General features: G+C 61.8%; 18 protein-coding genes. 8 read left to right on the forward strand and 10 right to left on the reverse strand.

What is annotated here, in order from left to right; translation table 11 throughout:
- Positions 1 to 20: 20 nt before the first annotated feature.
- The 3 genes from ACIPO9_RS03130 to uvrD form a co-directional block, all read right to left on the reverse strand.
- Positions 21 to 428 carry an SMI1/KNR4 family protein gene (locus ACIPO9_RS03130; protein ID WP_274132146.1) on the reverse strand — a complete coding sequence of 136 codons (408 nt, stop codon included), beginning with the start codon at positions 426 to 428 and terminating at the stop codon, positions 21 to 23.
- A 132-nt stretch (positions 429 to 560) separates the two neighbouring features.
- A complete protein-coding gene (locus ACIPO9_RS03135; RefSeq protein WP_274132147.1) occupies positions 561 to 1,412 on the reverse strand; it encodes a Tim44 domain-containing protein in 852 nt (283 codons plus the stop codon).
- 297 nt (positions 1,413 to 1,709) lie between these two features.
- A complete protein-coding gene (gene uvrD / locus ACIPO9_RS03140; protein WP_400778858.1) occupies positions 1,710 to 3,896 on the reverse strand; it encodes a DNA helicase II in 2,187 nt (728 codons plus the stop codon).
- Positions 3,897 to 4,190: 294 nt separating this feature from the next.
- On the opposite strand from uvrD, the gene ACIPO9_RS03145 reads away from it, so the two are divergent.
- From ACIPO9_RS03145 to ACIPO9_RS03155, 3 genes are all read left to right on the forward strand, one after another.
- Positions 4,191 to 6,230: a putative bifunctional diguanylate cyclase/phosphodiesterase gene (locus ACIPO9_RS03145; RefSeq protein ID WP_400778860.1), complete on the forward strand. Its 2,040-nt coding sequence runs from the start codon at positions 4,191 to 4,193 to the stop codon at positions 6,228 to 6,230.
- 144 nt (positions 6,231 to 6,374) lie between these two features.
- Positions 6,375 to 7,241 carry a transcriptional regulator HexR gene (gene hexR / locus ACIPO9_RS03150; protein WP_274132150.1) on the forward strand — a complete coding sequence of 289 codons (867 nt, stop codon included), beginning with the start codon at positions 6,375 to 6,377 and terminating at the stop codon, positions 7,239 to 7,241.
- Positions 7,242 to 7,403: 162 nt separating this feature from the next.
- Entirely contained in the window at positions 7,404 to 7,550 is a 147-nt protein-coding gene (locus ACIPO9_RS03155) for a PA3496 family putative envelope integrity protein (protein WP_400779230.1), read from the forward strand.
- Here the strand turns inward: ACIPO9_RS03155 and ACIPO9_RS03160 are convergent.
- Positions 7,504 to 8,454 carry a LysR family transcriptional regulator gene (locus ACIPO9_RS03160; protein WP_400778862.1) on the reverse strand — a complete coding sequence of 317 codons (951 nt, stop codon included), beginning with the start codon at positions 8,452 to 8,454 and terminating at the stop codon, positions 7,504 to 7,506. The two genes, ACIPO9_RS03155 and ACIPO9_RS03160, sit on opposite strands and share 47 nt — an antisense overlap.
- Before the next feature lie 208 nt (positions 8,455 to 8,662).
- On the opposite strand from ACIPO9_RS03160, the gene ACIPO9_RS03165 reads away from it, so the two are divergent.
- A complete protein-coding gene (locus ACIPO9_RS03165; RefSeq protein WP_274132153.1) occupies positions 8,663 to 10,078 on the forward strand; it encodes an acetyl-CoA carboxylase biotin carboxylase subunit in 1,416 nt (471 codons plus the stop codon).
- Positions 10,079 to 10,176: 98 nt separating this feature from the next.
- Complete coding sequence (gene oadA / locus ACIPO9_RS03170; RefSeq protein WP_400778864.1) at positions 10,177 to 11,982, forward strand: sodium-extruding oxaloacetate decarboxylase subunit alpha; 1,806 nt, start codon at positions 10,177 to 10,179, stop codon at positions 11,980 to 11,982.
- Positions 11,983 to 12,326: 344 nt separating this feature from the next.
- Here oadA and ACIPO9_RS03175 read toward each other — a convergent pair whose 3' ends face one another.
- From ACIPO9_RS03175 to ACIPO9_RS03185, 3 genes are read right to left on the reverse strand one after another with little or no spacing between them, the layout of a single operon-like run.
- Entirely contained in the window at positions 12,327 to 12,998 is a 672-nt protein-coding gene (locus ACIPO9_RS03175) for a GNAT family N-acetyltransferase (RefSeq protein ID WP_400778865.1), read from the reverse strand.
- Positions 12,999 to 13,015: 17 nt separating this feature from the next.
- A complete protein-coding gene (locus ACIPO9_RS03180) occupies positions 13,016 to 13,462 on the reverse strand; it encodes a GNAT family N-acetyltransferase (protein ID WP_400778867.1) in 447 nt (148 codons plus the stop codon).
- Positions 13,455 to 14,096, reverse strand: a complete 642-nt coding sequence (locus ACIPO9_RS03185; protein WP_400778869.1) for an FMN-binding negative transcriptional regulator — start codon at positions 14,094 to 14,096, stop codon at positions 13,455 to 13,457. The genes ACIPO9_RS03180 and ACIPO9_RS03185 overlap by 8 nt, the downstream gene beginning before the upstream one ends.
- 89 nt (positions 14,097 to 14,185) lie before the next feature.
- Between ACIPO9_RS03185 and ACIPO9_RS03190 the strand changes: the two genes are divergently transcribed.
- A complete protein-coding gene (locus ACIPO9_RS03190) occupies positions 14,186 to 15,733 on the forward strand; it encodes a PLP-dependent aminotransferase family protein (protein ID WP_400778871.1) in 1,548 nt (515 codons plus the stop codon).
- A 177-nt stretch (positions 15,734 to 15,910) separates the two neighbouring features.
- Entirely contained in the window at positions 15,911 to 17,122 is a 1,212-nt protein-coding gene (locus tag ACIPO9_RS03195) for a YeeE/YedE family protein (protein WP_274132164.1), read from the forward strand.
- Between the two features lie 164 nt (positions 17,123 to 17,286).
- Here the strand turns inward: ACIPO9_RS03195 and tkt are convergent, their stop codons facing one another.
- Positions 17,287 to 19,359 carry a transketolase gene (tkt, locus tag ACIPO9_RS03200; RefSeq protein WP_400779231.1) on the reverse strand — a complete coding sequence of 691 codons (2,073 nt, stop codon included), beginning with the start codon at positions 19,357 to 19,359 and terminating at the stop codon, positions 17,287 to 17,289.
- Between the two features lie 150 nt (positions 19,360 to 19,509).
- Between tkt and ACIPO9_RS03205 the strand changes: the two genes are divergently transcribed.
- On the forward strand, positions 19,510 to 20,391 hold the full coding sequence (locus ACIPO9_RS03205; protein WP_274132165.1) for a bestrophin family protein: 882 nt from the start codon (positions 19,510 to 19,512) through the stop codon (positions 20,389 to 20,391).
- Positions 20,392 to 20,501: 110 nt separating this feature from the next.
- On the opposite strand, the gene ACIPO9_RS03210 is transcribed toward ACIPO9_RS03205, so the two are convergent.
- Positions 20,502 to 21,614, reverse strand: a complete 1,113-nt coding sequence (locus tag ACIPO9_RS03210) for a polyamine ABC transporter substrate-binding protein (protein ID WP_400778873.1) — start codon at positions 21,612 to 21,614, stop codon at positions 20,502 to 20,504.
- Positions 21,615 to 21,642: 28 nt separating this feature from the next.
- Complete coding sequence (locus ACIPO9_RS03215; RefSeq protein ID WP_400778874.1) at positions 21,643 to 22,671, reverse strand: histone deacetylase family protein; 1,029 nt, start codon at positions 22,669 to 22,671, stop codon at positions 21,643 to 21,645.
- Positions 22,672 to 22,823: the final 152 nt, after the last annotated feature.

Here is a 22,823-nt window from a genome sequence, read left to right on the forward strand (position 1 = left end):
AAGGTGAGGGCAGGCGCGGCTCAGCTTTCCAGCCAGACGTCCCGCGCCCAGTGCCACACCGATTCCCAGCTCTCTTCGGTGACCAGCTCTTCTTCGCCGGACCACAGCACCACGGTGCCGTCTTCCTCGACGCAGTAGTAGTCGTCACCGTCCTGGCAGATCGGGATCAGGTCGCGGGGCACGCCTGCGTCCCAGGCGTTGGCCGCCACTTCCGGCAGGTAGGTGTGCGAGCCGGGGTCGGTGACCGTGACCGGCTCCAGGCTGCCGTATACCACGTCGCTGACCGTCAGCAGAAATTCCTTGAACACGAAAGGAATGTTGATGAACAGCTCTTCTTCGATTTCGACCAGCTGATCTTCGTCCGGCAGCTCAAGCGGGACGGGAACCGGCTCATTGGCTTCACGGAGTTGTTCGATGACTTCTTCCACGACGTGGATCCTCTAACAAATTGCGCGGGTTATACAGTAGCTTAAAGACATCACCAAATTAATCGCAGAACTCAAAAAAGCAAAACCCCGAAACGAGTTCGGGGTTTTTGACTAGAGCGATGCCGCAGAGTTTCAGCCGTTCTGGCGAATACCTGCCACCAGCCAAGGCTGGTTCTCGCCCGGGGCGCGTTCCATGTTCCAGCTTTCGCTGAACACTTCACCCTGGTCGAAACGCGAAGTCTTCGAGACGCCGCTGAAGGTCAGCGTGGCAATGGTCTTGTCTGCGCGGTCGTCGACACCTTCCAGTTGCACGCTCAGGTTGTCGATGTAGGTCGACTGGAAGCCGTCGCCCAGGTCGGCACGTTCCTTTTTCAGGAACTGCAGCATTTGCGGGGTCACGAACTCGGCGATCTTGTCCATCTCGTTCGCGTCCCAGTGCTGCTGCAGCGACTGGAAGTGATTGCGTGCGGCTTCAATGAAGCGCTCTTCGTTGAACCAGGCTGGCGCGTTGATCACCGGACGGGCCGACGCGGCAGGCGAGCCGCCGAACATCGAGTTGGTGTTCTGCGCAGGCTGCTCGATGGTTTCACGCTGGTACGGAGCACCGGCTGGAGCCATGTGTGGCTGCTGTTTGCGACGACGGGCCGCGATGAAGCGGAAGATCACGAAGGCGATGACCGCCATGATCAGGATGTCGAAGAACTGCATGCCCTGGAAACCGCCGCCCATGAACATGGAGGCCAGCAGGCCACCGGCAGCGATACCGGCCAGTGGACCCAGCCATTTGGAAGCACCGCCTGCCGCAGGCGCAGGGCGACCGGCGGCGTTAGGTGCTGCGGCTGGAGCGGATGGAGCTGTCTGACGCGCCTGGTGGCTAGGCGCCGAGCCCATGCTCTTGCCGCCACCGAAACGCGCGGCGTTGGCATCCAGACTCATGGTGAGCCCGATGACCAGCGCCAAGGCGATGCTTAGAAAACGTTGCATATAGGGAATTCCCGTTTGTGGATTGCACGCGCGCCATATTGAACAGGACAAATGTGTCTGACCAGCGACCATATGTTTCTGGCTTTTGCGTGGATCTCAATAGAGCCCGTACTACTTGGGTCGTAGGGCAGTTGAGAAAGTTCTGTAGGAAAGATGGGGGCGCAACGTAGGAATGCAAGTGGACCCTGTAGGAGCGCGCTTGCCCGCGATTGCGGTGTGTCAGACGATTCATTCGTTACAGACACGCCGCAATCGCGGGCAAGCGCGCTCCTACAGAGGTCCGGCGTCAGACCGGAATCAAACCGGCTCCAGCTTCGCATACCCCAGCATCAGCCACTTGCTGCCTTCGGCGAAGTTCACCTGGACCCGCGCCTGGGCGCCCGAGCCTTCGAAGTTGAGGATCACGCCTTCGCCGAACACCGCGTGCTGCACGCGCTGGCCGAGGGAGAACTGGCTCTGGGGGATGCCTTCGCCGTCGAACAGCCGGCTGGGCGCCATGGTCTTGGAGCCGCCGAACGGGCGCGAGACGCTGTTGGACAGGCGCACTTCCTGAATCAGATTCGGTGGAACCTCGCGTACGAAGCGCGACACCTTGTTGTAGGTCTCGCTGCCGTACAGGCGTCGGGTTTCGGCGTAGGTCAGCACCAGGTGCTGCATCGCGCGGGTGATGCCGACGTAGGCCAGGCGGCGTTCTTCTTCAAGGCGTCCCGGCTCTTCCAGGCTCATCTTGTGCGGGAACAGGCCTTCTTCCATGCCCACCAGGAACACGTAAGGGAATTCCAGGCCCTTGGCGCTGTGCAGCGTCATCAGCTGGACGCTGTCTTCGTGTTCATCGGCCTGGGTATCGCCGGCTTCCAGGGATGCATGGCCGAGGAATGCGGCCAGCGGCGTCAGGTCTTCCTCGCCCTCGCTGGTTTCGAAGGCGCGGGCGGCGCTGACCAGTTCCTCAAGGTTTTCTACCCGAGCCTGGCCCTTCTCGCCTTTTTCTTCCTGGTGGTAGGTGATGAGGCCCGACTGCTCGATGACGGTCTGGGTCATCAGGTGCAGCGGCATGTCCATGACCTTGGCCGAGAGGTTCTCGATCAGCTCGATAAAGGCGCCCAGCGCACTGGCGGCGCGCCCGGTGACTCCTTTGTTGGCCACCAGCAGGCGCACCGATTCCCACATCGACACGTCGGCGTGGCGGGCGTGCTCGCGGATCGCCTCGACGGTCTTCTCGCCGATGCCTCGCGGCGGCACGTTGATCACGCGCTCAAGGGCCGAATCGTTGCCACGGCCATCGAGCAGGCGCAGGTAGGCCATGGCGTTCTTGATCTCGGCGCGCTCGAAGAAGCGCTGGCCGCCGTAGATGCGGTACGGGATGCGCTCGCGCAGCAAGGCCTCTTCCAGCACCCGGGACTGGGCGTTGGAGCGGTAGAGAATGGCGATATCGCTGCGCGACATGCCGGTCTTGATCGCGCTTTCGATGGTCTCGACCACGTAGCGCGCTTCGTCGTGTTCGTTGAACGCGGCGTACAGGCTGATCAACTCGCCGTCGCCGACGTCGGTCCACAGTTCCTTGCCCAGGCGGCCGCTGTTGTTGACGATCAGCCCGTTGGCGGCTTTCAGGATGCTGGCCGTGGAGCGATAGTTCTGCTCCAGGCGTATGGTTTCGGTGTCCGGGAAGTCATCGGAATACTGATGAATGTTCTCGATCTTCGCGCCGCGCCAGCCGTAAATCGACTGGTCGTCGTCGCCGACCACCATCAGACTGTCGCCGCCCTTGGCCAGCAGGCGCAACCAGGCGTACTGCACGGCGTTGGTGTCCTGGAATTCGTCCACCAGGATGTGACGGAAACGGCGCTGGTAGTGTTCCAGCAGGCCCGGGTTGTCGCGCCACAGGTCCAGGGCGCGAAGCAGCAGTTCCGAGAAGTCGATGACGCTGGCGCGCTGGCAAGCGGCTTCGTACGCCTCGTAAATCGCCTTCATGGTGCCGAGAAACATGTCGCCGGCGGCCTGGATGTGCTTGGGTCGCAGGCCTTCGTCTTTCTGGCCGTTGATGAACCACTGGGCCTGACGCGCAGGCCATTTCTGCTCGTCCAGGCCCATCTCGCGGATCACGCGCTTGACCAGCCGCTGCTGGTCGTCGCTGTCCAGGATCTGGAAATTCTGGTTCAGCCCCGCTTCCTGCCAGTGCGCCCGCAGCAGGCGGTGCGCCAGGCCGTGGAACGTGCCGACCCACATGCCCGCCGGGCTGATGCCCATCAGTTGCTCGATGCGATGACGCATCTCGGCGGCGGCCTTGTTGGTGAACGTCACCGACAGGACCGAGTGCGGCGAGGCGTTCTCGACCTGCATCAGCCAGGCGATGCGGTGCACGAGCACACGGGTTTTGCCGGAACCAGCGCCGGCCAGGACCAACTGACGACCCACGGAGGCGGCGACCGCCTGGCGTTGGGCATCGTTGAGGGAATTGAGCAGGAGGGAGAGGTCATCAGTATGCATCGGCGCATTCTAGGGTGCGGCGGGGATGGCGGGCAAACTCTAACGCCGGTCGGTAGACAAGATCACACCACAGCCCTGTAGGAGCGCGCTTGCCCGCGATGGCGGTGTGCCTGTGACGGATGGGTTGGCTGACCCGCCGCGGTCGCGGGCAAGCGCGCTCCTACAAGGAGGTGAGAGCGCGGAAAGCGAGGCCCCCGAGCCATTCATGCAATTTATTTTTCTGACTGTATGGTCCGTGCGGTGGCTTGTGTATGCTCCGCTGACGTTCAAGGCCCACTAATTACAAGAATTGCCATGATCTCCAGCAAAGACGCCCCGGCCGACTCTGTGGCGACACGCCGCGTCATCCGCAAACAGTTCGCGACCCAGCTTGCCGTCGAGCGCACACGTCTTCTTTATCAAGGCTCGCTGCTGCCGACCTTGTTCATGTTCATCAACGGCATGCTCTGCGCCTGGCTGCTCTGGAGCCCTGAACGCTATCTGTTGGTGGGCATCTGGGTCGGCTGGCTGTCGGCGCTGGTGTGCCTGCGGGTGTTGCAGGTGGCCGCGTTTCGCGCAGCACCGCCTGAGCGCCAGGCGCAGCCGATCTGGCGGCGGATGTTTCTCGCTGGGGCCTGCGTCAGTGGCCTGACACTGGCCAGCGCGGCGCTGGTGGTGGTGCCCGTTGAAAGCTTCCTCCAGCAGGCCTGGGTCTTCGGCCTGATCGGCGCGGCGACCCTGTCGGCCAGCGTGGCCTACGCCGCGAGCATTCCGGCGTTCCTGACGTTCACCGTTCCCTGTCTGGCCCCGCCCATCGTTTACCTGTTCTGGGGCGGGGATGTGCCGTTGCGCGGCTGGGCGTGGCTGGGGCTGATTCTTCTGCTGGCGCTGATCGTGGTGAGCGCGCAGGTCAACCGGTTGATCCAGCGCGGCCTGACCCGACGCTTTCAGAACCTGGCCCTGATCGAGCATCTGCAAGAAGCCCAGGCCAAAAGCGAGGCGCTCAATCAGGAGCTGGCCCGGCAGTACGAAGAACGCACCCGCTACCTGTCGCACTACGATGAACTGACCGGCCTTGCCAATCGTTCGCTGTTCAACGAGCGGCTGCGCGAGGCCAATCAGCGTGTTCGACAAGGCGGGCAGAACCTGGCCTTGCTGCACATCAACCTGGATCGCTTCAAGCTGCTCAACGACAGCCTGGGGCTGGATGTCGCTGACCAGTTGCTGCGTCAGGTCGGGCGCCGCCTGAGTGCCGAACTGTCCGACGCCGACACCATTGCCCGGCTGTCCGCCGATGAGTTCGCAGTGCTGTTCGACACCCACGGCAACCTCACCACGCTGGCCCGCACCACCACGCGCCTGCTGGCCAAGCTGCGTGCGCCTTTGTCGGTGAGTGGGCATGAACTGGTCGTCAATGCCTCCATCGGCATCGCGCTGTTGCCCGAATCGGGCAAGGACGTGGTCGCGCTGGTCAGCCAGGCCAACATGGCGATGCAACACGCCAAGCACCTGGGCGGGAACAACTTCCAGTTCTACACCGACAGCCTTCAGGCGCGCACCCTGGAGCGGTTGCAAATGGAGATTCAACTGCGCCGCGCTATCGAGGAAGGGCAGCTTGAAGTGTTTTACCAACCCAAGCTTGAGCTGGCGACCGGGCTGCTGAATTCCGCCGAGGCGCTGGTGCGCTGGCTGCATCCGGTCCGGGGCATGGTGCCGCCGGGGGAGTTCATCGGGTTGGCAGAGGAGAGCGGGCTGATCGCCGATATCGGGGAGTTCGTCCTGCGCCGCGCCTGTCGGCAGGCGTGCGAGTGGCAACGCAGCGGCCTGGCGCCGATCCGGGTGTCGGTGAACCTGTCCGTGCACCAGTTGCGTCAGGGCAAGCTGGTCAGCCTGGTGCGCCAGGTGCTCGATGAAACCGGGCTGATGCCCGAATACCTTGAACTGGAATTGACCGAAAGCCAGTTGCTCGACAGTGTCGAACACATCATCAGCACCTTCCAGCAGTTGCGTGAGCTGGGGGTGAAGCTGGCCATCGACGATTTTGGTACCGGCTATTCATCCCTGAGTTACCTCAAGCGTTTTCCGGTGGACTACGTCAAGATCGACCAGGCGTTCATTCGTGGCCTGAACGAGGGCACCGAAGATGCGGCAATCACTCGCGCCATCATCGCCATGGCCCACAGCCTGGGCCTGAAAGTGGTGGCCGAGGGCGTGGAAGACGCGCAGCAGTTGGCGTTTCTGCGGGCACATGCCTGCGATGAGGTGCAAGGCTACCTGATCAGTCGGCCGGTGGAGGCGAGTGCGATGGGCAATGTCCTGCGTGATTGTGTAGTGGGTGCCTGGAGTCATGCGTGAAAAGTCCTACACTCCACGGCGACGAGTCGCTCACAAACGATCGTTTGAGCATTGCAGGCTCGTTTAGCTGTGCGGCTTGCAGGTCATGTAGTATAACTACAAGAAAGCTACAACCCGGCCCATCCTTCTAATGAGTCCTGTCCTTTGAATCTGTTGCAGCACATCGCCCAGTCCCGCCATCTCTTGCGTAAGTCGGAGCTCAAGGTAGCCGACCATGTGCTGCTCGATCCTGCGGCAGTGATGCATAGCTCCATGGCCGATCTGGCCCATAGCGTCGGCATCAGCGAGCCCACCATCGTGCGCTTTTGCCGAGCCATCGGCTGCACCGGGTTCCAGGACCTGAAGCTCAAGCTGGCCCAGAGCCTGGCCGCTGGCGCAAGCTTCGGGCAGTTCGCGATCCATGAAGACGATTCGGTGGCCGACTACAGCCTGAAAATCTTCGACACCACGCTGCACACGCTGATGGAGGTGCGCGAGAAGCTCGACCCTCACGCGCTGCAGGCGGCCGTGTCGGTGATGGCCTCGGCCCATCGGGTGGAGTTCTATGGCTTCGGTGCATCGGGAGCTGTAGCGGCTGACGCCCAGCACAAGTTCTTCCGACTGTTGCTGACGGCTGCGTCCTACTCGGATCCGCACATGCAGGCCATGTCGGCCGTGACGCTCAAGCCTACCGATGTCGCGGTGTGCATTTCGCAGTCGGGGCGCTCCAAAGACCTGCTCATCACCGCCAACCTGGTGCGTGAGAGCGGCGCCAACCTGATTACCCTGTGCCCGAGCCAGACCCCGCTGGCGGAACTGTCGACGGTCAACCTGGCCATCGACGTTCACGAAGACACCGAGATCTATACGCCGCTGACCTCGCGCATCGCGCACCTGGTGGTCATCGACGTGCTGGCAATGGGCGTCGCCATGGCCCGCGGCCCAAGTCTGGTCAACCACCTCAAGAGCGTGAAGCGCAGCTTGCGCAGCCTGCGTCTGTCGCCCAAGTCGATCAAGTCATCGGAAGATTGAAAGCCTTCACCAACTTGTAACGCTTTCGCCGCTTGATCGTCACGCCCCAAGGCCACCCTGTACTCCCGCACACGCAATGGGAGACAGGATATGCCTCGGCACTACGATGACTCACAGACCTCCAACGTCAAAACCCGCCGTCAGCAGGAAGACCAGCGCCGCATGGCGTTTCGGCGTGCGATTGAAACGCGGTTCGAAGACCGCCGCCTGACCCTCGAATTCGATGATTACCTCGATGTCTCCGGTTCCTTCTGGCAGAGCGCTAGCGCTGCGGAAGCTGGCCATCAAAACGCGCGACCAGCTCGCTGATCTGTGCACGTTCGGTGCGGATGAACGCAAGGAAGGCGTGAGCCACCGGCGATAGGCGCTTGTCTCTGGCCTGTACCACGCACCAGCTGCGATACAGCGGCAGCTCGGCCACCGGCAGCTCCTTGAGGGTTGCGGTGGCCAGTTCCAGGCTCAGCGCATGCCGTGTCAGCAGGGCCACACCCAGCCCCGCCACCACGCATTCGCGCTGCGCTTCGGCCGAGGACACTTCCAGCGTGTGCTCGAAGTGGATGCGCTTTTCCTTGAAATACTCCTCGCAGGCCCGGCGTGTTCCCGAGCCATGCTCGCGAATGATCAGTGTGTGGCCTTCAAGATCCTTGAGGGTTGGATTGGCCAGTTGCGACAACGGATGATCGGGGCGCGCGACTGCAACAATCGGGTTGTTGAGGAACGGCAGAAACTCCAGCCCCATGTCTTGCGGCACCATCGACATCACCACCAGATCGTCACGGTTGTCTGAAAGCCTGCGGATCACCTGGGCGCGATTGACCACCGTCAGATTCAGCATGACTTCGGGGTATTGGCGCTTAAAAGCTGCGAACAGGTGGGGAACGAAATACTTGGCGCTGGATTCGATCGCAAGCTTGAGTTGCCCCTGCAACGAGCCCTGCATGTCGGAGAGCTGCATGTCGAGGTTTTCCAGACGCCCGAAAATGTCACGGCTGGCCAATTGCAGCGCCTCGGCGGCTTCGGTCAGGTACAGCTTCTTGCCGACGTACTCGAACAAAGGCTGCCCGATCAGCTCCTCGAGCTGACGAATCTGCAGGCTGACGGCCGGTTGCGTGAGAGACATTTCCTCAGCCGCGCGGCTGTAGGACCGCAGATCGCAGACTTCATTGAAGATCCGCAATTGACGCAATGTCATACGCATCAATGACTTACGCAATTTTCAAGCACTCCGCCAATGGCTGAAAGATTAACTATAAGGTTTTACTTATGTTTAACCCAATTTTTACTCATTTTTGTTAATTGCTGATTCGTCATAGGGTGAGGCCATCGCTGCGACGCAACATGCCGCAACATTGATGTAGCGCAACGTCGCTTCGTACAGACCGGGTCTCCGGTCCGTCTGATCATCGGTCGAGGAAATGCCAGTGATAACAAAAATCCTGATCGCCAACCGTGGGGAAATTGCTGTTCGTATCGTGCGCGCCTGCGCCGAGATGGGCATCCGTTCGGTTGCGATCTACTCCGACGCGGACCGCCATGCGCTCCATGTGAAGCGTGCGGACGAGGCTTATGGCATTGGTTCCGAACCGCTCGAGGGTTACCTTAACCCGCGCAAGTTGGTGAACCTGGCCGTGGAAACCGGTTGCGACGCACTGCACCCAGGTTATGGCTTCCTCTCTGAAAACGCTGAACTGGCGGACATCTGCGCCGAACGTGGAATCAAATTCATCGGTCCTTCGGCTGAAGTCATTCGCCGCATGGGCGACAAGACCGAAGCACGGCGCAGCATGATCAAGGCCGGGGTTCCGGTCACGCCGGGTACCGAAGGCAACGTCGCGGACATCGCCGAGGCCCTGGACGAAGGCGAACGTATCGGCTATCCGGTGATGCTCAAGGCCACTTCCGGTGGTGGCGGGCGAGGCATTCGTCGCTGCAACAGCCGTGAAGAACTAGAACAGGCGTTCCCTCGGGTCATTTCCGAAGCGACCAAGGCCTTCGGCAAGGCCGAAGTGTTCCTGGAAAAATGCATCGTCAATCCCAAGCACATCGAGGCGCAGATCCTCGGCGACAGCTTTGGTAATGTGGTGCACCTGTTCGAACGTGACTGCTCGATCCAGCGCCGCAACCAGAAGCTGATCGAGATTGCCCCGAGCCCTCAGCTGACCCCCGAGCAGCGCGCCTACATCGGCGACCTGTCGGTGCGCGCGGCCAAGGCCGTGGGCTACGAGAACGCCGGTACCGTGGAGTTCCTGCTCGCCGAGGGCGAGGTGTACTTCATGGAAATGAACACCCGGGTGCAGGTGGAACACACCATCACCGAGGAAATCACCGGGATCGACATCGTTCGCGAGCAGATTCGCATCGCCTCCGGGCTGCCGCTGTCGGTCAAGCAGGAAGACATCATCCACCGTGGTTTCGCGTTGCAGTTCCGCATCAACGCCGAAGACCCGAAGAACAACTTCCTGCCCAGCTTCGGCAAAATCACCCGTTATTACGCGCCCGGCGGGCCCGGTGTGCGGACCGATACGGCGATCTACACCGGTTACACCATTCCGCCGTTCTATGACTCGATGTGCCTGAAGCTGATCGTCTGGGCGCTGACCTGGGAAGAGGCGATGGACCGTGGCCTGCGCGCGCTGGATGACATGCGCCTGCAAGGCGTGAAGACCACCGCCGCGTATTACCAGGAAATCCTGCGCAATCCGGAGTTCCGCAGCGGCCAGTTCAACACCAGCTTCGTTGAAAGCCACCCTGAACTGACCAACTACTCGATCAAGCGCAAACCCGAAGAGCTGGCCCTGGCCATCGCCGCCGCCATTGCCGCCCACGCAGGACTTTGAATGCAGCTGCAAGCTGCAAGCGGCATGCTACAAGTCAAAGCGGATCGGCTTTTTCTTGCGGCTTGTAGCTTGAAGCTTGGAGCTATGAGGAGATAAGAATGACGAAGAAGATCTTTGTAACCGACACCATCCTGCGCGACGCCCACCAATCGCTGCTCGCCACCCGCATGCGCACCGAAGACATGCTGCCGATCTGCGAGAAGCTCGACAAAGTCGGCTACTGGTCGCTGGAAGTCTGGGGCGGCGCGACGTTCGACGCCTGCGTGCGCTTCCTGAAGGAAGACCCGTGGGAGCGCCTGCGCCAACTGCGCGCGGCGCTGCCCAACACCCGTCTGCAAATGCTGCTGCGTGGCCAGAACCTGCTGGGCTACCGCCATTACAGCGACGACGTGGTCAAGGCCTTCGTCGCCAAGGCGGCGGTCAACGGGATCGACGTGTTCCGCATCTTCGACGCCATGAACGACGTGCGTAACCTGCGCGTGGCCATCGAGGCAGTGAAGGCTGCGGGCAAACACGCTCAAGGCACCATCGCGTATACCGTCAGCCCGGTGCATACCATCGAGGCTTTTGTTGCTCAGGCCAAGCAGATGGAGGCCATGGGTTGCGACTCCGTGGCGATCAAGGACATGGCTGGTCTGCTCACGCCGTTCGCGGCTGGCGAACTGGTCAAGGCGTTGAAAGCCGAGCAGTCGCTGCCAGTGTTCATCCACTCCCACGACACCGCCGGCCTGGCTGCGATGTGTCAGCTCAAGGCGGTGGAAAACGGCGTCGATCACATCGACACCGCGATCTCCAGCTTCGCCTGGGGCACCAGCCACCCTGGCACCGAGTCGATGGTTGCTGCGCTCAAAGGCAGCGAATTCGACACCGGCCTGGACCTGGAGCTGCTGCAGGAAATCGGCCTGTATTTCTACGCCGTGCGTAAGAAATATCACCAGTTCGAGAGCGAATTCACCGCAGTCGACACTCGCGTGCAGGTCAACCAGGTTCCGGGCGGCATGATTTCCAACCTGGCCAACCAGCTCAAGGAGCAGGGCGCCCTTAGCCGCATGGCCGAAGTGCTGGCCGAGATCCCGCGCGTGCGCAAGGACCTGGGCTACCCGCCGCTGGTGACCCCGACTTCGCAGATCGTCGGCACCCAGGCGTTCTTCAACGTACTGGCTGGCGAGCGCTACAAGACCATCACCAACGAAGTGAAGCTCTACCTCACCGGCGGCTACGGCAAGGCGCCGGGCGAGGTGGACGAGAAGCTGCGTCGTCAGGCCATCGGCAACGAAGAGCTGATCGACGTGCGCCCGGCCGACCTGCTCAAGCCGGAAATGACCAAGCTGCGTGGCGAAATCGGCGCACTGGCTCAATCCGAAGAGGATGTGCTGACTTACGCGATGTTTCCGGACATTGGCCGCAAGTTCCTCGAAGAACGTGCAGCTGGCACCCTGGCGCCAGAGCCGCTGCTGCCGATTCCGGAGCCGGGCACCGTGGCCAGGGCGGGCGGCGAGGGCGTTCCGACCGAGTTCGTCATTGACGTACACGGCGAAAGCTATCGCGTCGACATCACCGGCGTGGGCGTCAAGGCCGAGGGCAAGCGCCACTTCTACCTGTCCATCGATGGCATGCCGGAAGAGGTGGTGTTCGAACCGCTCAACGAGTTTGTCGGCGGCGGCATCGGCAAGCGCGCCCAGGCCAGCAAACCGGGCCACGTCAGCACCACCATGCCGGGCAACATTGTCGATGTGCTGGTCAAGGAAGGCGACACCGTCAAGGTTGGCCAGGCCGTGCTCATTACCGAAGCCATGAAGATGGAAACCGAGGTACAGGCGTCGATTGCCGGCAAGATCGTGGCGATCAACGTCGCCAAGGGTGATCGCGTGAACCCGGGTGAGATTCTGATCGAGATCGAATGATCGCGATCAAGCAACGATAAACAGCCTCCCTCGCATAGACGCGGGAGGCTCAATGGTTACCTCTGGGGGAGCACTCGTGGCTCCCCTTTTTTTGCCTGCTTTTTACTGAGCCCGGAAAATCGCCCCCGCCGGCAAGCCGTGCTGCTACGGATTTCGGGGTTGTAGCGCGCGAAGCGGAGTCTGTAGGAGCGCGCTTGCCCGCGACGGCGGTGGGCCAGTCGCACATTCGGCACAGGCACACCGCAATCGCGGGCAAGCGCGCTCCTACGGGCGAGGGTGCCGGGGAGGTCCACGCGAGGGGGAGAGATCGCCCCCGCCGGCAAGCGCGCTCCTACGGTTCAGGGTTATCGCGTGCGGAAATGAGCCAGGGTGTCAATCTGTTCGCCGTCCTTGAAGTTATCCACAGCCAGCCAAGCGGCAAATGCCGGCTCGATCTGCGGCCATTCGCTGTCCAGGATCGAGTACCAGGCGGTGTCGCGGTTCTGGCCCTTGACGATCATGTGCTGGCGGAAGGTGCCTTCGAAACTGAAACCAAAGCGCTCGGCGGCGCGCATGGAGCGGGCGTTGTTGGCGTTGCACTTCCACTCCAGGCGGCGGTTGCCCAGTGCGAAGGATTCCTTGGCCAGCAGGTACACGGCCTCAGTGCTTTTAGGCGTGCGCTGCATCGATGCGCCGAAGGTCACGTGGCCGATTTCGATGCGTCCGGCACTCGGCACGATGGACATCAGGCTCAGAAAACCGTCGATCGCGCCGCTTTGCTGGTCGATCACGGTGTAGAACCACGGGTCGGTGCTGGCTTGAAGGCCCGCGAGGTAGTCATCGAAGGCGGCGCGTTCGGTGAAGGGGCCGACGGCCAGGTAGTCCCAGAGCTTCGGGTCGGCGCCGGGGCCTTCCAGTGCGTCCCACAAGCCGGCTGCATGCCTGGCGGCGTCGAGCTTTTCCAGGCGTACGAAGCGTCCGTTGAGGGTGTGGGTGTCCGGCAGTTTCGCCGATTGCCAATGTGCAAGATCTGACATGTTCAGGGTATCCGTACTTACAGCGGTTTGCGGAACTGGATGAAGCCAGGGCGCTCGGCGATGCGTTCGTACAGATGGATCGCCGTGGCGTTGGTTTCGTGGGTCAGCCAATGCACCTTGTCGGCACCGCCTTTTTTGGCGGCGTCGTAGACGTACTCGATCAGCTTGCGACCCACACCGGTGCCGCGCTGGTCGGGCGTTACCAACAGGTCCTGCAGGTAGCAGGAGTAGTTGATGCTCCAGTTGGAGCGGTGATAAATGAAATGGACCATGCCGACCGCCTTGCCGTCTACCCAGGCAAGTGCCGCGTTGGTGGGCTCGTTGCTGTCCAGAAAACGCTGCCAGGTGCTTTGGGTCACGGCGTCCGGCAATTCGGCCTTGTAGAAGGTCAGGTAAGCCTTCCACAGTGGCAGCCAGCTGGCGTGATCGTCTGCGGTGACGGGGCGGATGTGTACGTCAGACACGGTTTTCTCCTTGGCTCATCAAGCGTGCGATTTGCTGATCGTTCTGATGCTGGCTTTCGGCCAGGCCTTTGCTCACGCCGGCGATGTCTTCGGCGCTGCGGTTCTGGTTGAGTTTGCGCTTGCCTTCCAGGCGCTCGATGGGGATGGCAAAGCCGACGATGCCCTTGAGCATGCTCTGAATATAGTCGGCGGGCGCATCGCTCACGGCCCAGGGCTGGGCGCGGGCGGCTTCGTGCTTGTCGGTGAGTCCGCTGACGATGGCCAGCAACTGTTCGGGATCGGTAATGACGTGTGGCCGTCCGTACGCATGCACGGCCAGGTAGTTCCAGGTGGGCACCACTTTGCCGTGCTCGGCCTTGGCGGCATAGAACGACGGGCTGATGTAGGCATCGGCGCCCTGAAAGATGACCAGAACCTCGGTGCCGTTCGCCAATGCCTGGCATTGCGGATTGGCCTTGGCCAGATGCCCGGTCAGGGTGCCATTGGGGCCTTGCGTCGGGTCGAGCAACAGCGGCACGTGGCTGGCCACAAGCCCGGTTTCGTCGAACGTGACCAGAGTGGCCAGGCGCGTACCTTCGATTTGCCGGAACAGGCTGGCCTGGTCCTCATCTTTGAAGTGGCGGGGTGTGTACATGGGATTTTCCTTGGCAATTGGCTTAATCCTAGGCAGGCTATTGGTCTGATGTAAGAACCATTCATGGTCAATTTCATAGGGCCAATCCAATGCCTGCCATCACCCCCTCATTGACGTTCGATTTCGCCGGCATCGAACTCGACCGCCGCCAAGGCTTGAGCCGACAGCTATACCTGGCGCTGCGCCAGCGCATCCTTGACCGGCGTCTGCGCAGCGGTACGCGGTTGCCGGCGAGTAGGGATCTGGCCAGTGCATTGTCGATATCGCGCAACAGCGTCATGCGCGCCTATGACCAGCTGTACGCCGAAGGCTTCACCGAGGGGCGGGTGGGAGATGGCACTTATGTAGCCAGCTTTGCTGATAAAACCGTCGCTTCGAAAAAACTATCCACAAAATTGTCCACAGGGTTATCCCTAGGCTTATCAACAGGTTTATCCACAAAATCGACCGATGGCACTGGAGATTTAGCCAGCAAAGTTATCCACAGTGCATCGCTGGAGCGGCTGCAGCGCCATCATTTGAGTGCGCCAAAAACCGGATTGCCAAGGGCATTTCGGGTCGGGGTGCCGGCGTTCGACCTGTTCCCGTTCGATGTGTGGGGCAAGCTGCACGCGGCTTTCTGGCGAAAACCCGGCCTGCATCAGCTCGGTTATGGCGACCCGGCAGGCGAGTGGCGGCTGCGCGAATTGATCGCCGTGTATTTAAGAACGTCTCGTGACATGCACTGCCTGCCTGAGCAAATTGTGATCACCAGCGGCGCGCAGCAGGCAATCACCCTTTGTGCACAGTTGCTGCTCGATGAGGGCGATAGTGTCGCCATCGAGAATCCGGGCTATCGCGCCGCAGGGCATGCCTTTGCCGTGGCCGGTGCCAGATTGCGTGGAATGCCGGTCGACGCCCAAGGCATGCGCGCGCCCGAACCTGATGACAGTAGCTGCAAGCTGGCGTACGTCACGCCGTCGCACCAGTACCCATTGGGCGTGACCATGAGCCTGGCGCGTCGGGTTGAATTGCTGGCCTGGGCAGAACGCACCGGCGGCTGGATCGTGGAGGACGACTACGACGGCGAGTATCGCTACAGCGGCGCGCCACTGGCACCGCTGGCCGCCTTGGACCGCAGCGGGCGAGTGCTCTACGTCGGTACTTTCGGCAAGGTGGCGTTTCCGGCGTTGCGCCTGGGGTATCTGGTGTTGCCGCAGGATCTGGTCAAGCCGTTCAGCCAGCGGCGGGCGGTAGACATGCGTCACTCGGAAATCGGCACTCAGGCGGTGATGGCGGAGTTCATCGCGGCGGGGCATTTCCAGCGGCATATCCGCAGGATGCGCCGTGCGGCCTTGAGTCGGCGTGACGCCTTGCTGGCCGGCTGGCCGCAGGATCTGCCCGGTTGCAGTCCAATGCCCAAGCCGCTGGCGGGGCTGCATGTGTCGGTGGCGGTGGACAGCCTTGAGCGGGAGCGAGAGCTGGTCGCCAAGGCCGAAAGCGTTGGGGTGGAAGTGGCGCCGTTGAGTGATTACTGGCTGCCTGACTCCGCCGAGCCTGTGGATAAGCGGGCAGGGCTGGTGCTGGGGTTCGCGGCGGTGCCGGAGGCGGATATCGCGTCGGCGCTGATGCGGTTGCGGGAAGCCTGGGGCGTGTGACCCAATCTCACCCCCAACGCATACCTGTAGGAGTGAGCTTGCTCGCGATGGCATAGTGTCAGCTTGCACATCTGGCACTGACAAAACGCTATCGCGAGCAAGCTCACTCCTACAGGGGCGGGTCCGCAGGTTGTCGGGGTATACTCGCGCCCATCGCAAATTTTCCCGAGATACATCATGAGCCTCCCTCTTTCTGCGTCTCCCGAGCGCAAGTTCGGTACGCCGCTGATCGCTTTCATTCTGTTGGTGGTCGGTGCGTTGTTTCTTCAATCGGCCGTCGGCGGCAAGCAGGTGCTGTTGCTGATCGTCGGCGCCGCCCTGGGCCTGACCCTGTACCACGCGGCGTTCGGCTTCACCTCCGCCTGGCGGGTGTTCATCAATGAGCGCCGTGGCGCGGGCCTGCGGGCGCAGATGGTCATGCTGGCCATCGCCGTGGTGCTGTTCTTCCCGGCGTTGGGCGCGGGCACGCTGTTCGGCACGCCGGTTAACGGCCTCGTCGCGCCTGCCGGTGTTTCCGTGGTGTTCGGTGCGTTCATCTTCGGCATCGGCATGCAGATGGGCGGCGGCTGTGCATCGGGCACGCTGTTCACCGTGGGCGGCGGCAATGCGCGAATGCTGGTGACGCTGCTGTTCTTCATCATTGGCTCGCTGATCGCCACGCACCATGTCGACTGGTGGTTCTCGCTGCCTTCGTTCCCTGCGACCTCTATCGTCAAGACCTTCGGCGTGATGCCTGCGCTGGTCATGAGCCTGGCGCTGTTCGCGGTGATCGCGCTGGTGACCGTCAAGCTTGAAAAGCGCCGCCACGGCGAACTGGAAGCTGCGGTGACCAGCGAGCACGTTGGCTTGCGCCGCTTCCTGCGCGGACCGTGGCCATTGGTGTGGGGCGCGATTGCCCTGGCGCTGCTCAACTACGCGACGCTGGCGCTGGCTGGCCGTCCGTGGGGCATCACCTCTGCATTTGCACTCTGGGGCGCGAAGGTCGCCGGTAGCCTGGGTGTGGACGTTGGCAGCTGGGCGTTCTGGCAGATGCCGGCCAACGCCAAGGCACTGGCTGCGCCAGTGTGGGAAGACATCACCACGGTCATGGACATTGGCATCATGCTGGGTGCGGCAGTGGCGGCCGGGCTTGCAGGACGTTTCTCGCCAAGCCTGAAGATTCCTACCCGCTCGCTGGTTGCGGCGGTAATTGGTGGTCTGCTGCTGGGTTATGGCTCGCGTCTGGCTTATGGCTGCAACATCGGCGCGTATTTCAGCGGCATTGCTTCGGGCAGCCTGCATGGCTGGCTGTGGCTGATCGCAGCGTTCGCCGGCAACGCGGTGGGCGTGCGGATTCGTCCGTTCTTCTTCGAAGGTGAACGCCGCCCGGTGGTTCTGAGCGGCTGCTGATCTTCATCTGACAACGGACCGTAGCAGCACGGCCGGGCGGCGTTCCGATGCCGGCGGGGGCGTCCTTGAAATCGCCCCCGCCGCCAAGCCGTGCTGCTACGAGAAGCGGTGTACCTGATACAAGGTATGTGTCAGTTACACCGTCATCGCGGGCAAGCGCGCTCCTACAGTTGGAGCTGGGCCTTGGCCACCTTCACGATGTTTTCCACCGTGAACCCGAACTTGGCCTGCAGCTTGTCGATCGGGGCTGAGGCGCCGAAGGTGTTCATCACGATCTTCGCGCCGCTCTGGCCGACATAACGGTCCCAGCCCACCGGTCCTGCCTGTTCCACCACCACCCGCGCCTTGACGCTGGGCGGGAACACTTCATCGCGGTAGGCCTTGCCCTGGTGCTCGAACAATTCCCAACTGGGCATCGACACCACGCGCGCCTTCACGCCCTCGGCCTTGAGCTTCTCGAACGCTTCCACTGTCATCCCGACTTCACTGCCGGTGGCGATCAGGATCACCTCTGGCTGCTCATGCCCCGAGTCGGCGAGCACGTACGCGCCTCGGGCCAGGCCTTCGGCGCTGGCGTAGATCGAGCGATCCAGCGTCGGCATCGGCTGGCGTGACAACACGATACAACTGGGCCGGTGGGTCTGCGCCAGGGCGACTTTCCAGGCTTCGGCGGTTTCGTTGGCATCGCCCGGACGCAAGGTCAGCAGGCCTGGGGTGGCGCGCAGTTGCGTCAGATGCTCGATGGGCTGGTGAGTCGGGCCGTCTTCGCCGACGCCGATGGAGTCGTGGGTGAAGACGAACACCACCGGCAATTCCATGATCGCGGCCAGGCGGATCGGCGGCTTCATGTAGTCGCTGAAGACCAGGAACGTCGAGGTGTAGGGGCGGATGTAGGACAGCGCCAGGCCATTGGCAATCGAGCCCATGGCATGCTCGCGGACCCCGAAATGCAGATTGCGGCCGTTGTAGCTGCCGGCCTCGAAGCTGCCTGCGCCTTCGAAGGTGAGATTGGTCTTGGTCGAGGGCGAAAGGTCCGCCGAGCCACCCATCAGCCAGGGGATCTGTTGCGCGAAGCCGTTGAGCACCTTGCCGCCGGCAGCCCGGGTGGCGATGCCCTTTTTGTCGGCATCGAAACTCAAGGCCGTGTTGCGCCAGCCCTCGGGCATCTCGCCTGCGCGCATGCGTTGCAGTTGATCGGCCAGCTCGGGTTGGCTTTCTTCGAACTCGGCGAAGGTTTTCTGCCAGGCAATATAGTCGTCCGCGCTGCGCTCCAGCATGGCGTCACGCAGGTGATGGCGGGCTTCTTCGGGCACCAGGAAACTGCTGTTCTCGTCCCAGCCGTAGGCCTTCTTGGTCAGTTTGATTTCGTCCCCGCCCAGCGGCTCCCCGTGGGCCGAGGCGGTGTTGTGCTTGTTGGGCGAGCCGTAGCCGATCACGCTGTCGACGACAATCAGGGTCGGCGCATCGTCGGTCTGCTGGAAGGCCTTGATCGACCTGGCCAGTGCGGCGGCGTCGTTGGCGTCCTTGACGTGATGAGTCTTCCAGCCATAGCCCTCGAAGCGCTTCTGCACGTCGTCGCTGTAGGCCAGTTCCGTGTGGCCTTCGATGCTGATGGTGTTGTTGTCGTAGATCCAGCACAGGTTCGACAACTTCAAATGCCCGGCAATCGACGCAGCTTCGGCAGTCACGCCTTCCATCATGTCGCCATCGCCGCAGAGCACGTAGACGTTGTAGTCGAACAGCTTGGCATCCGGCTGGTTGAAATGCTCACCCAGCCAACGCTCGGCCATCGCCATGCCGACGCTGTTGGCGCAGCCTTGGCCGAGGGGGCCGGTGGTGGTCTCGACCCCCGTGGTCATGCGGTATTCGGGATGGCCCGGGGTTTTCGAGCTCAACTGGCGAAACTGTTTGATGTCTTCAAGGCTGATCGCAGGCTTGCCCGAGCGCTTGCCATGCTCGTCGATCTCCACCACGCCCGCCAGGTGCAGCAGCGAATACAGCAGCATCGAGGCATGGCCCACCGACAGCACGAAGCGGTCGCGGTTTGGCCAGTCAGGGTGTTCCGGGTGGTAGCGCAAGAAATCCTTCCACAGCGTGTAGCCCACCGGGGCCAGCGCCATGGGCGTACCGGGATGGCCGGAATTGGCCTTCTGCACCGCATCCATGGCCAGGGTGCGGATGGTGTTGATGGTCAGTTGGTCGCGTTCATTGGCGTTCGACGTAGCAGGCGAGCCCATGTTGATCTCCTCGTGACGTGTGGCAGTGGCATCCAGATAGATGTCGAGCACGGGGAGGGCGGGATCGTTCCATGAATGTTTGTGGCGAACGATCGGGCCTGAATGCATTCGAATCCCCTGGGGCTTGAATCACACGACAGGGGGTGACCATTGAAGGACACGATCATCAAGAAATACCGCGCCATGATCCGGACCTTTACCTACATCGGTTGGTCGCTGTTCTGGCTGCTGATCTGGGACGTTATCGTGACGGTGGATTTCATGCTCTACCTGGAGCGCAAGATCACCTTGCCGTCGATGCCGCTGACGCTGCTGGGGTCGGCGCTGGTGGTGCTGACCAGTTTCCGCAACTCCAGTGCCTACAACCGCTGGTGGGAAGCGCGCACGCTATGGGGCGCACTGGTGAACAATTCCCGCAGCTTCGCGCGGCAGGTGCTGACGCTGATTGACGACGAAGGCGACATCAACCCGGTGAAACCCTTGCTGCTAAGACGGCATGTGGCCTACGTGGAATGCCTGTCGGCGCATCTGAAGGGCGGCGACTGCGGCGAGGAAGTGACGGCCATGATCCCTCGGGAAGAGTACGACCGGCGCACGCGCACCAATAACTTCCCCAACGCGATTCTCAATGAATCGGCGGCGATCATCGCCCATGAATACAAGGCTGGTCGGCTGGACAGCATCCGGCTGGAGCGCCTTGAAGCGACCCTGGTGGAAATTTCCAACTGTCAGGGCGGCATGGAGCGGATCGCCAATACACCGTTGCCTTATCCGTACGTAACCTTCCCGCGGCTGTTCATCACGATGTTCTGCATCATCGTGCCGATTGGCCTGGTGGAGACGCTGGGGTGGTTTACGCCATTGGCCTCGACCGTGGTGGGCTTCATGCTGCTGGCCATCGAGAAGATCGGCACCGACCTGCAAAGCCCGTTCAAGGCGTCGGAGCATGAGATTCAGATGAAGGCTTTGTGTGAAAACATTTCAGGGAATCTGAATTCGATGTTGCGCGATGCGACGGAAAAGCAAAGATAGTCGGCCCCACCTGAAACCGTAGGAGCGCGCTTGCCCGCGATTGCGTCGTGTCAGGTGGATACATCTGCAACAGACAGATCGCAGTCGCGGGCAAGCGCGCTCCTACAGGGTCAGGTACCGGATTTTATCTTGGTCCACACCCGCGTACGTGCACGCTCGGCGTCGCGCGGCAGCGGCGTCAGGGTGTACAGCGTCTTCATGGCCTCGGCCGTCGGGTACAGGTTCGGGTTGTTGCGGATCGCCGGGTCAACCAGGTCGGTGGCGTCCTTGTTGGGGTTCGGATACCCGACAAAATCACTGATCGGCGCAATCACCTTCGGCTGCAGCAGGTAGTTGATGAAGGTGTGGGCGTCTTCGACGTCTTTTGCACCTTTCGGAATCGCCAGCATGTCGAACCAGATCGGTGCGCCTTCCTTGGGCAGGCGCATGTCGACCACGACGCCGTTCTTCGCTTCCTTGGCGCGGTTGGCCGCCTGGGAGAAGCTGCCCGAATAGCCGACGGCCACGCAGATATCGCCATTGGCGATGTCTGCCATGTACTTGGACGAGTGGAAGTAGGTGATGTACGGACGGATCTTCATCAGCAAGGCTTCTGCCTTGTCGTAGTCCTTCGGATTCTTGCTGTTAGGATCGAGCCCCAGATGCTGCAGGGCCAGCGGCAGAATCTCTGAAGGCGAATCCAGCAGCGTCACGCCGCACTGCTTGAGTTTGCTGATGTTCTCTTCCTTGAAGATCAGGTCCCAACTGTCCACAGGCGCCTTTTCACCCAGCACCGCCTTGACCTTGTCCGGGTTGAAGCCGATCAGGATGGTGCCGTACATGTAAGGGACGGCGAACTTGTTGCCCGGATCGTTGGCCTCCAGCAGCTTCATCAGGCTGGGGTCCAGGTGCGAATAGTTGGTCAGCTTCGACTTGTCCAGCGGCTGGAACACACCGGCTTCGATCTGCTTGGCCAGGAACACGTTGGACGGCACCACCACGTCGTAGCCGGAGTTGCCGGTCAGAAGCTTGGCTTCCAGGGCTTCGTTGGTGTCGAAGATGTCGTAGATCAGCGGGACCTTGGTGTCCTTCTTGAAGTTTTCCAGGGTCTGCGGGGTGATGTAGTCGAACCAGTTGTAGACGCGCAGGGTCTTGGGCTCGTCGGCGTGCGCTGCGCCGCCGAGCATGACCGCGCCTGAGGTCGTGAGCAGTGCCGATGCGATAAAACGCTTGAGTCTGTTCATCGTTGTTCTCTTCTTCTGATTGATTGGGTCAGACGCTTTCGAAACCTTCAAGCACGTTCACCGCATTGATGCCGATTTCCTCGACGGCATAACCGCCCTCCATCACGAACAGCGTTGGCTTGCCCAGCCGCGCGATGCGCTCGCCCATGCGCAGGTAGTCGGGGCTGTCGAGCTTGAACTGCGAGATCGGGTCGTCCTTGTAGGTGTCCACGCCCAGCGAGACCACGACGATATCCGCGTCGTAGCGTTCGATCTCGGCGCAGGCCTGGTCCAGTGCGGCGCTCCAGGTCGGCCAGTCACTGCCTGCGGCCAGCGGATAGTTGAAGTTGAAGCCTTCACCGGCGCCGCTGCCCAGCTCGTCGTCGTAGCCCAGGAAGAACGGAAATTCGGCTTCGGGGTGGCCGTGAATCGAGGTAAACAGCACGTCGCTGCGCTCGTAGAAAATCGACTGCGTGCCGTTGCCGTGGTGGTAATCGACGTCGAGAATCGCGACCTTCTTGTGGCCCTGGTCGAGGAATGCCTGGGCGGCGATGGCGGCGTTGTTCAGGTAGCAGTAGCCACCCATCACGTCACTGGCGGCGTGGTGTCCCGGCGGACGGCACAGGGCGAACGCGCTGCGGGCGCCATTCTGGATCGCGGCCTGGGCGGTCAGTGCCACTTGGGCTGCGCTGTAAGCGGCCTGCCAGGTGCCTGCGGTGATCGGTGCTCCGGCATCGAAGGTGTAGTAACCCAACTGGCCATGCAGGCTGGTGGGCATGACCGAGCGCAGCGTGCGCGCAGGCCAGGTGTAGGGCAGCAGGTCGCCTTCTGGGTTGGTCGCGGCCCAGCGGTCCCAGGCGCCTTTGAAGAATTCCAGGAAAGCCTGGGTGTGAATCCGTTGGATCGGCGCGATGCCGAAGTCTTTCGGGGCCTCGACGGCGCCAATCTCGCGGTCCTTGACCCGTTGCAGCACGTGGTCGGCACGGGACGGCATCTCGAAGCAGGGCATCAGCTTGCCGTCGATCAACTCGCAGCGGCCGTGGTGCAGATGGTGATCGTCTGAATAGATCGTCAGCATTTTCTTGTTCTCCTGTGGACTAGGTTGTCCGACATTCTTGAGGCGCGGGGCCTTTCGGAGAACGACGGAAACGGCCAAAAGGGGATTTATTCGGCCATAAAGTCTGTCCGTAAATCGCCCCTGAATAGGGCAAAGCGCCCCGTTTCGAGGCA

It is taken from the genome of Pseudomonas sp. NPDC090203, assembly GCF_044746765.1.
In the GTDB taxonomy this organism is placed as follows: Bacteria; Pseudomonadota; Gammaproteobacteria; order Pseudomonadales; family Pseudomonadaceae; genus Aquipseudomonas; species Aquipseudomonas putida_AD.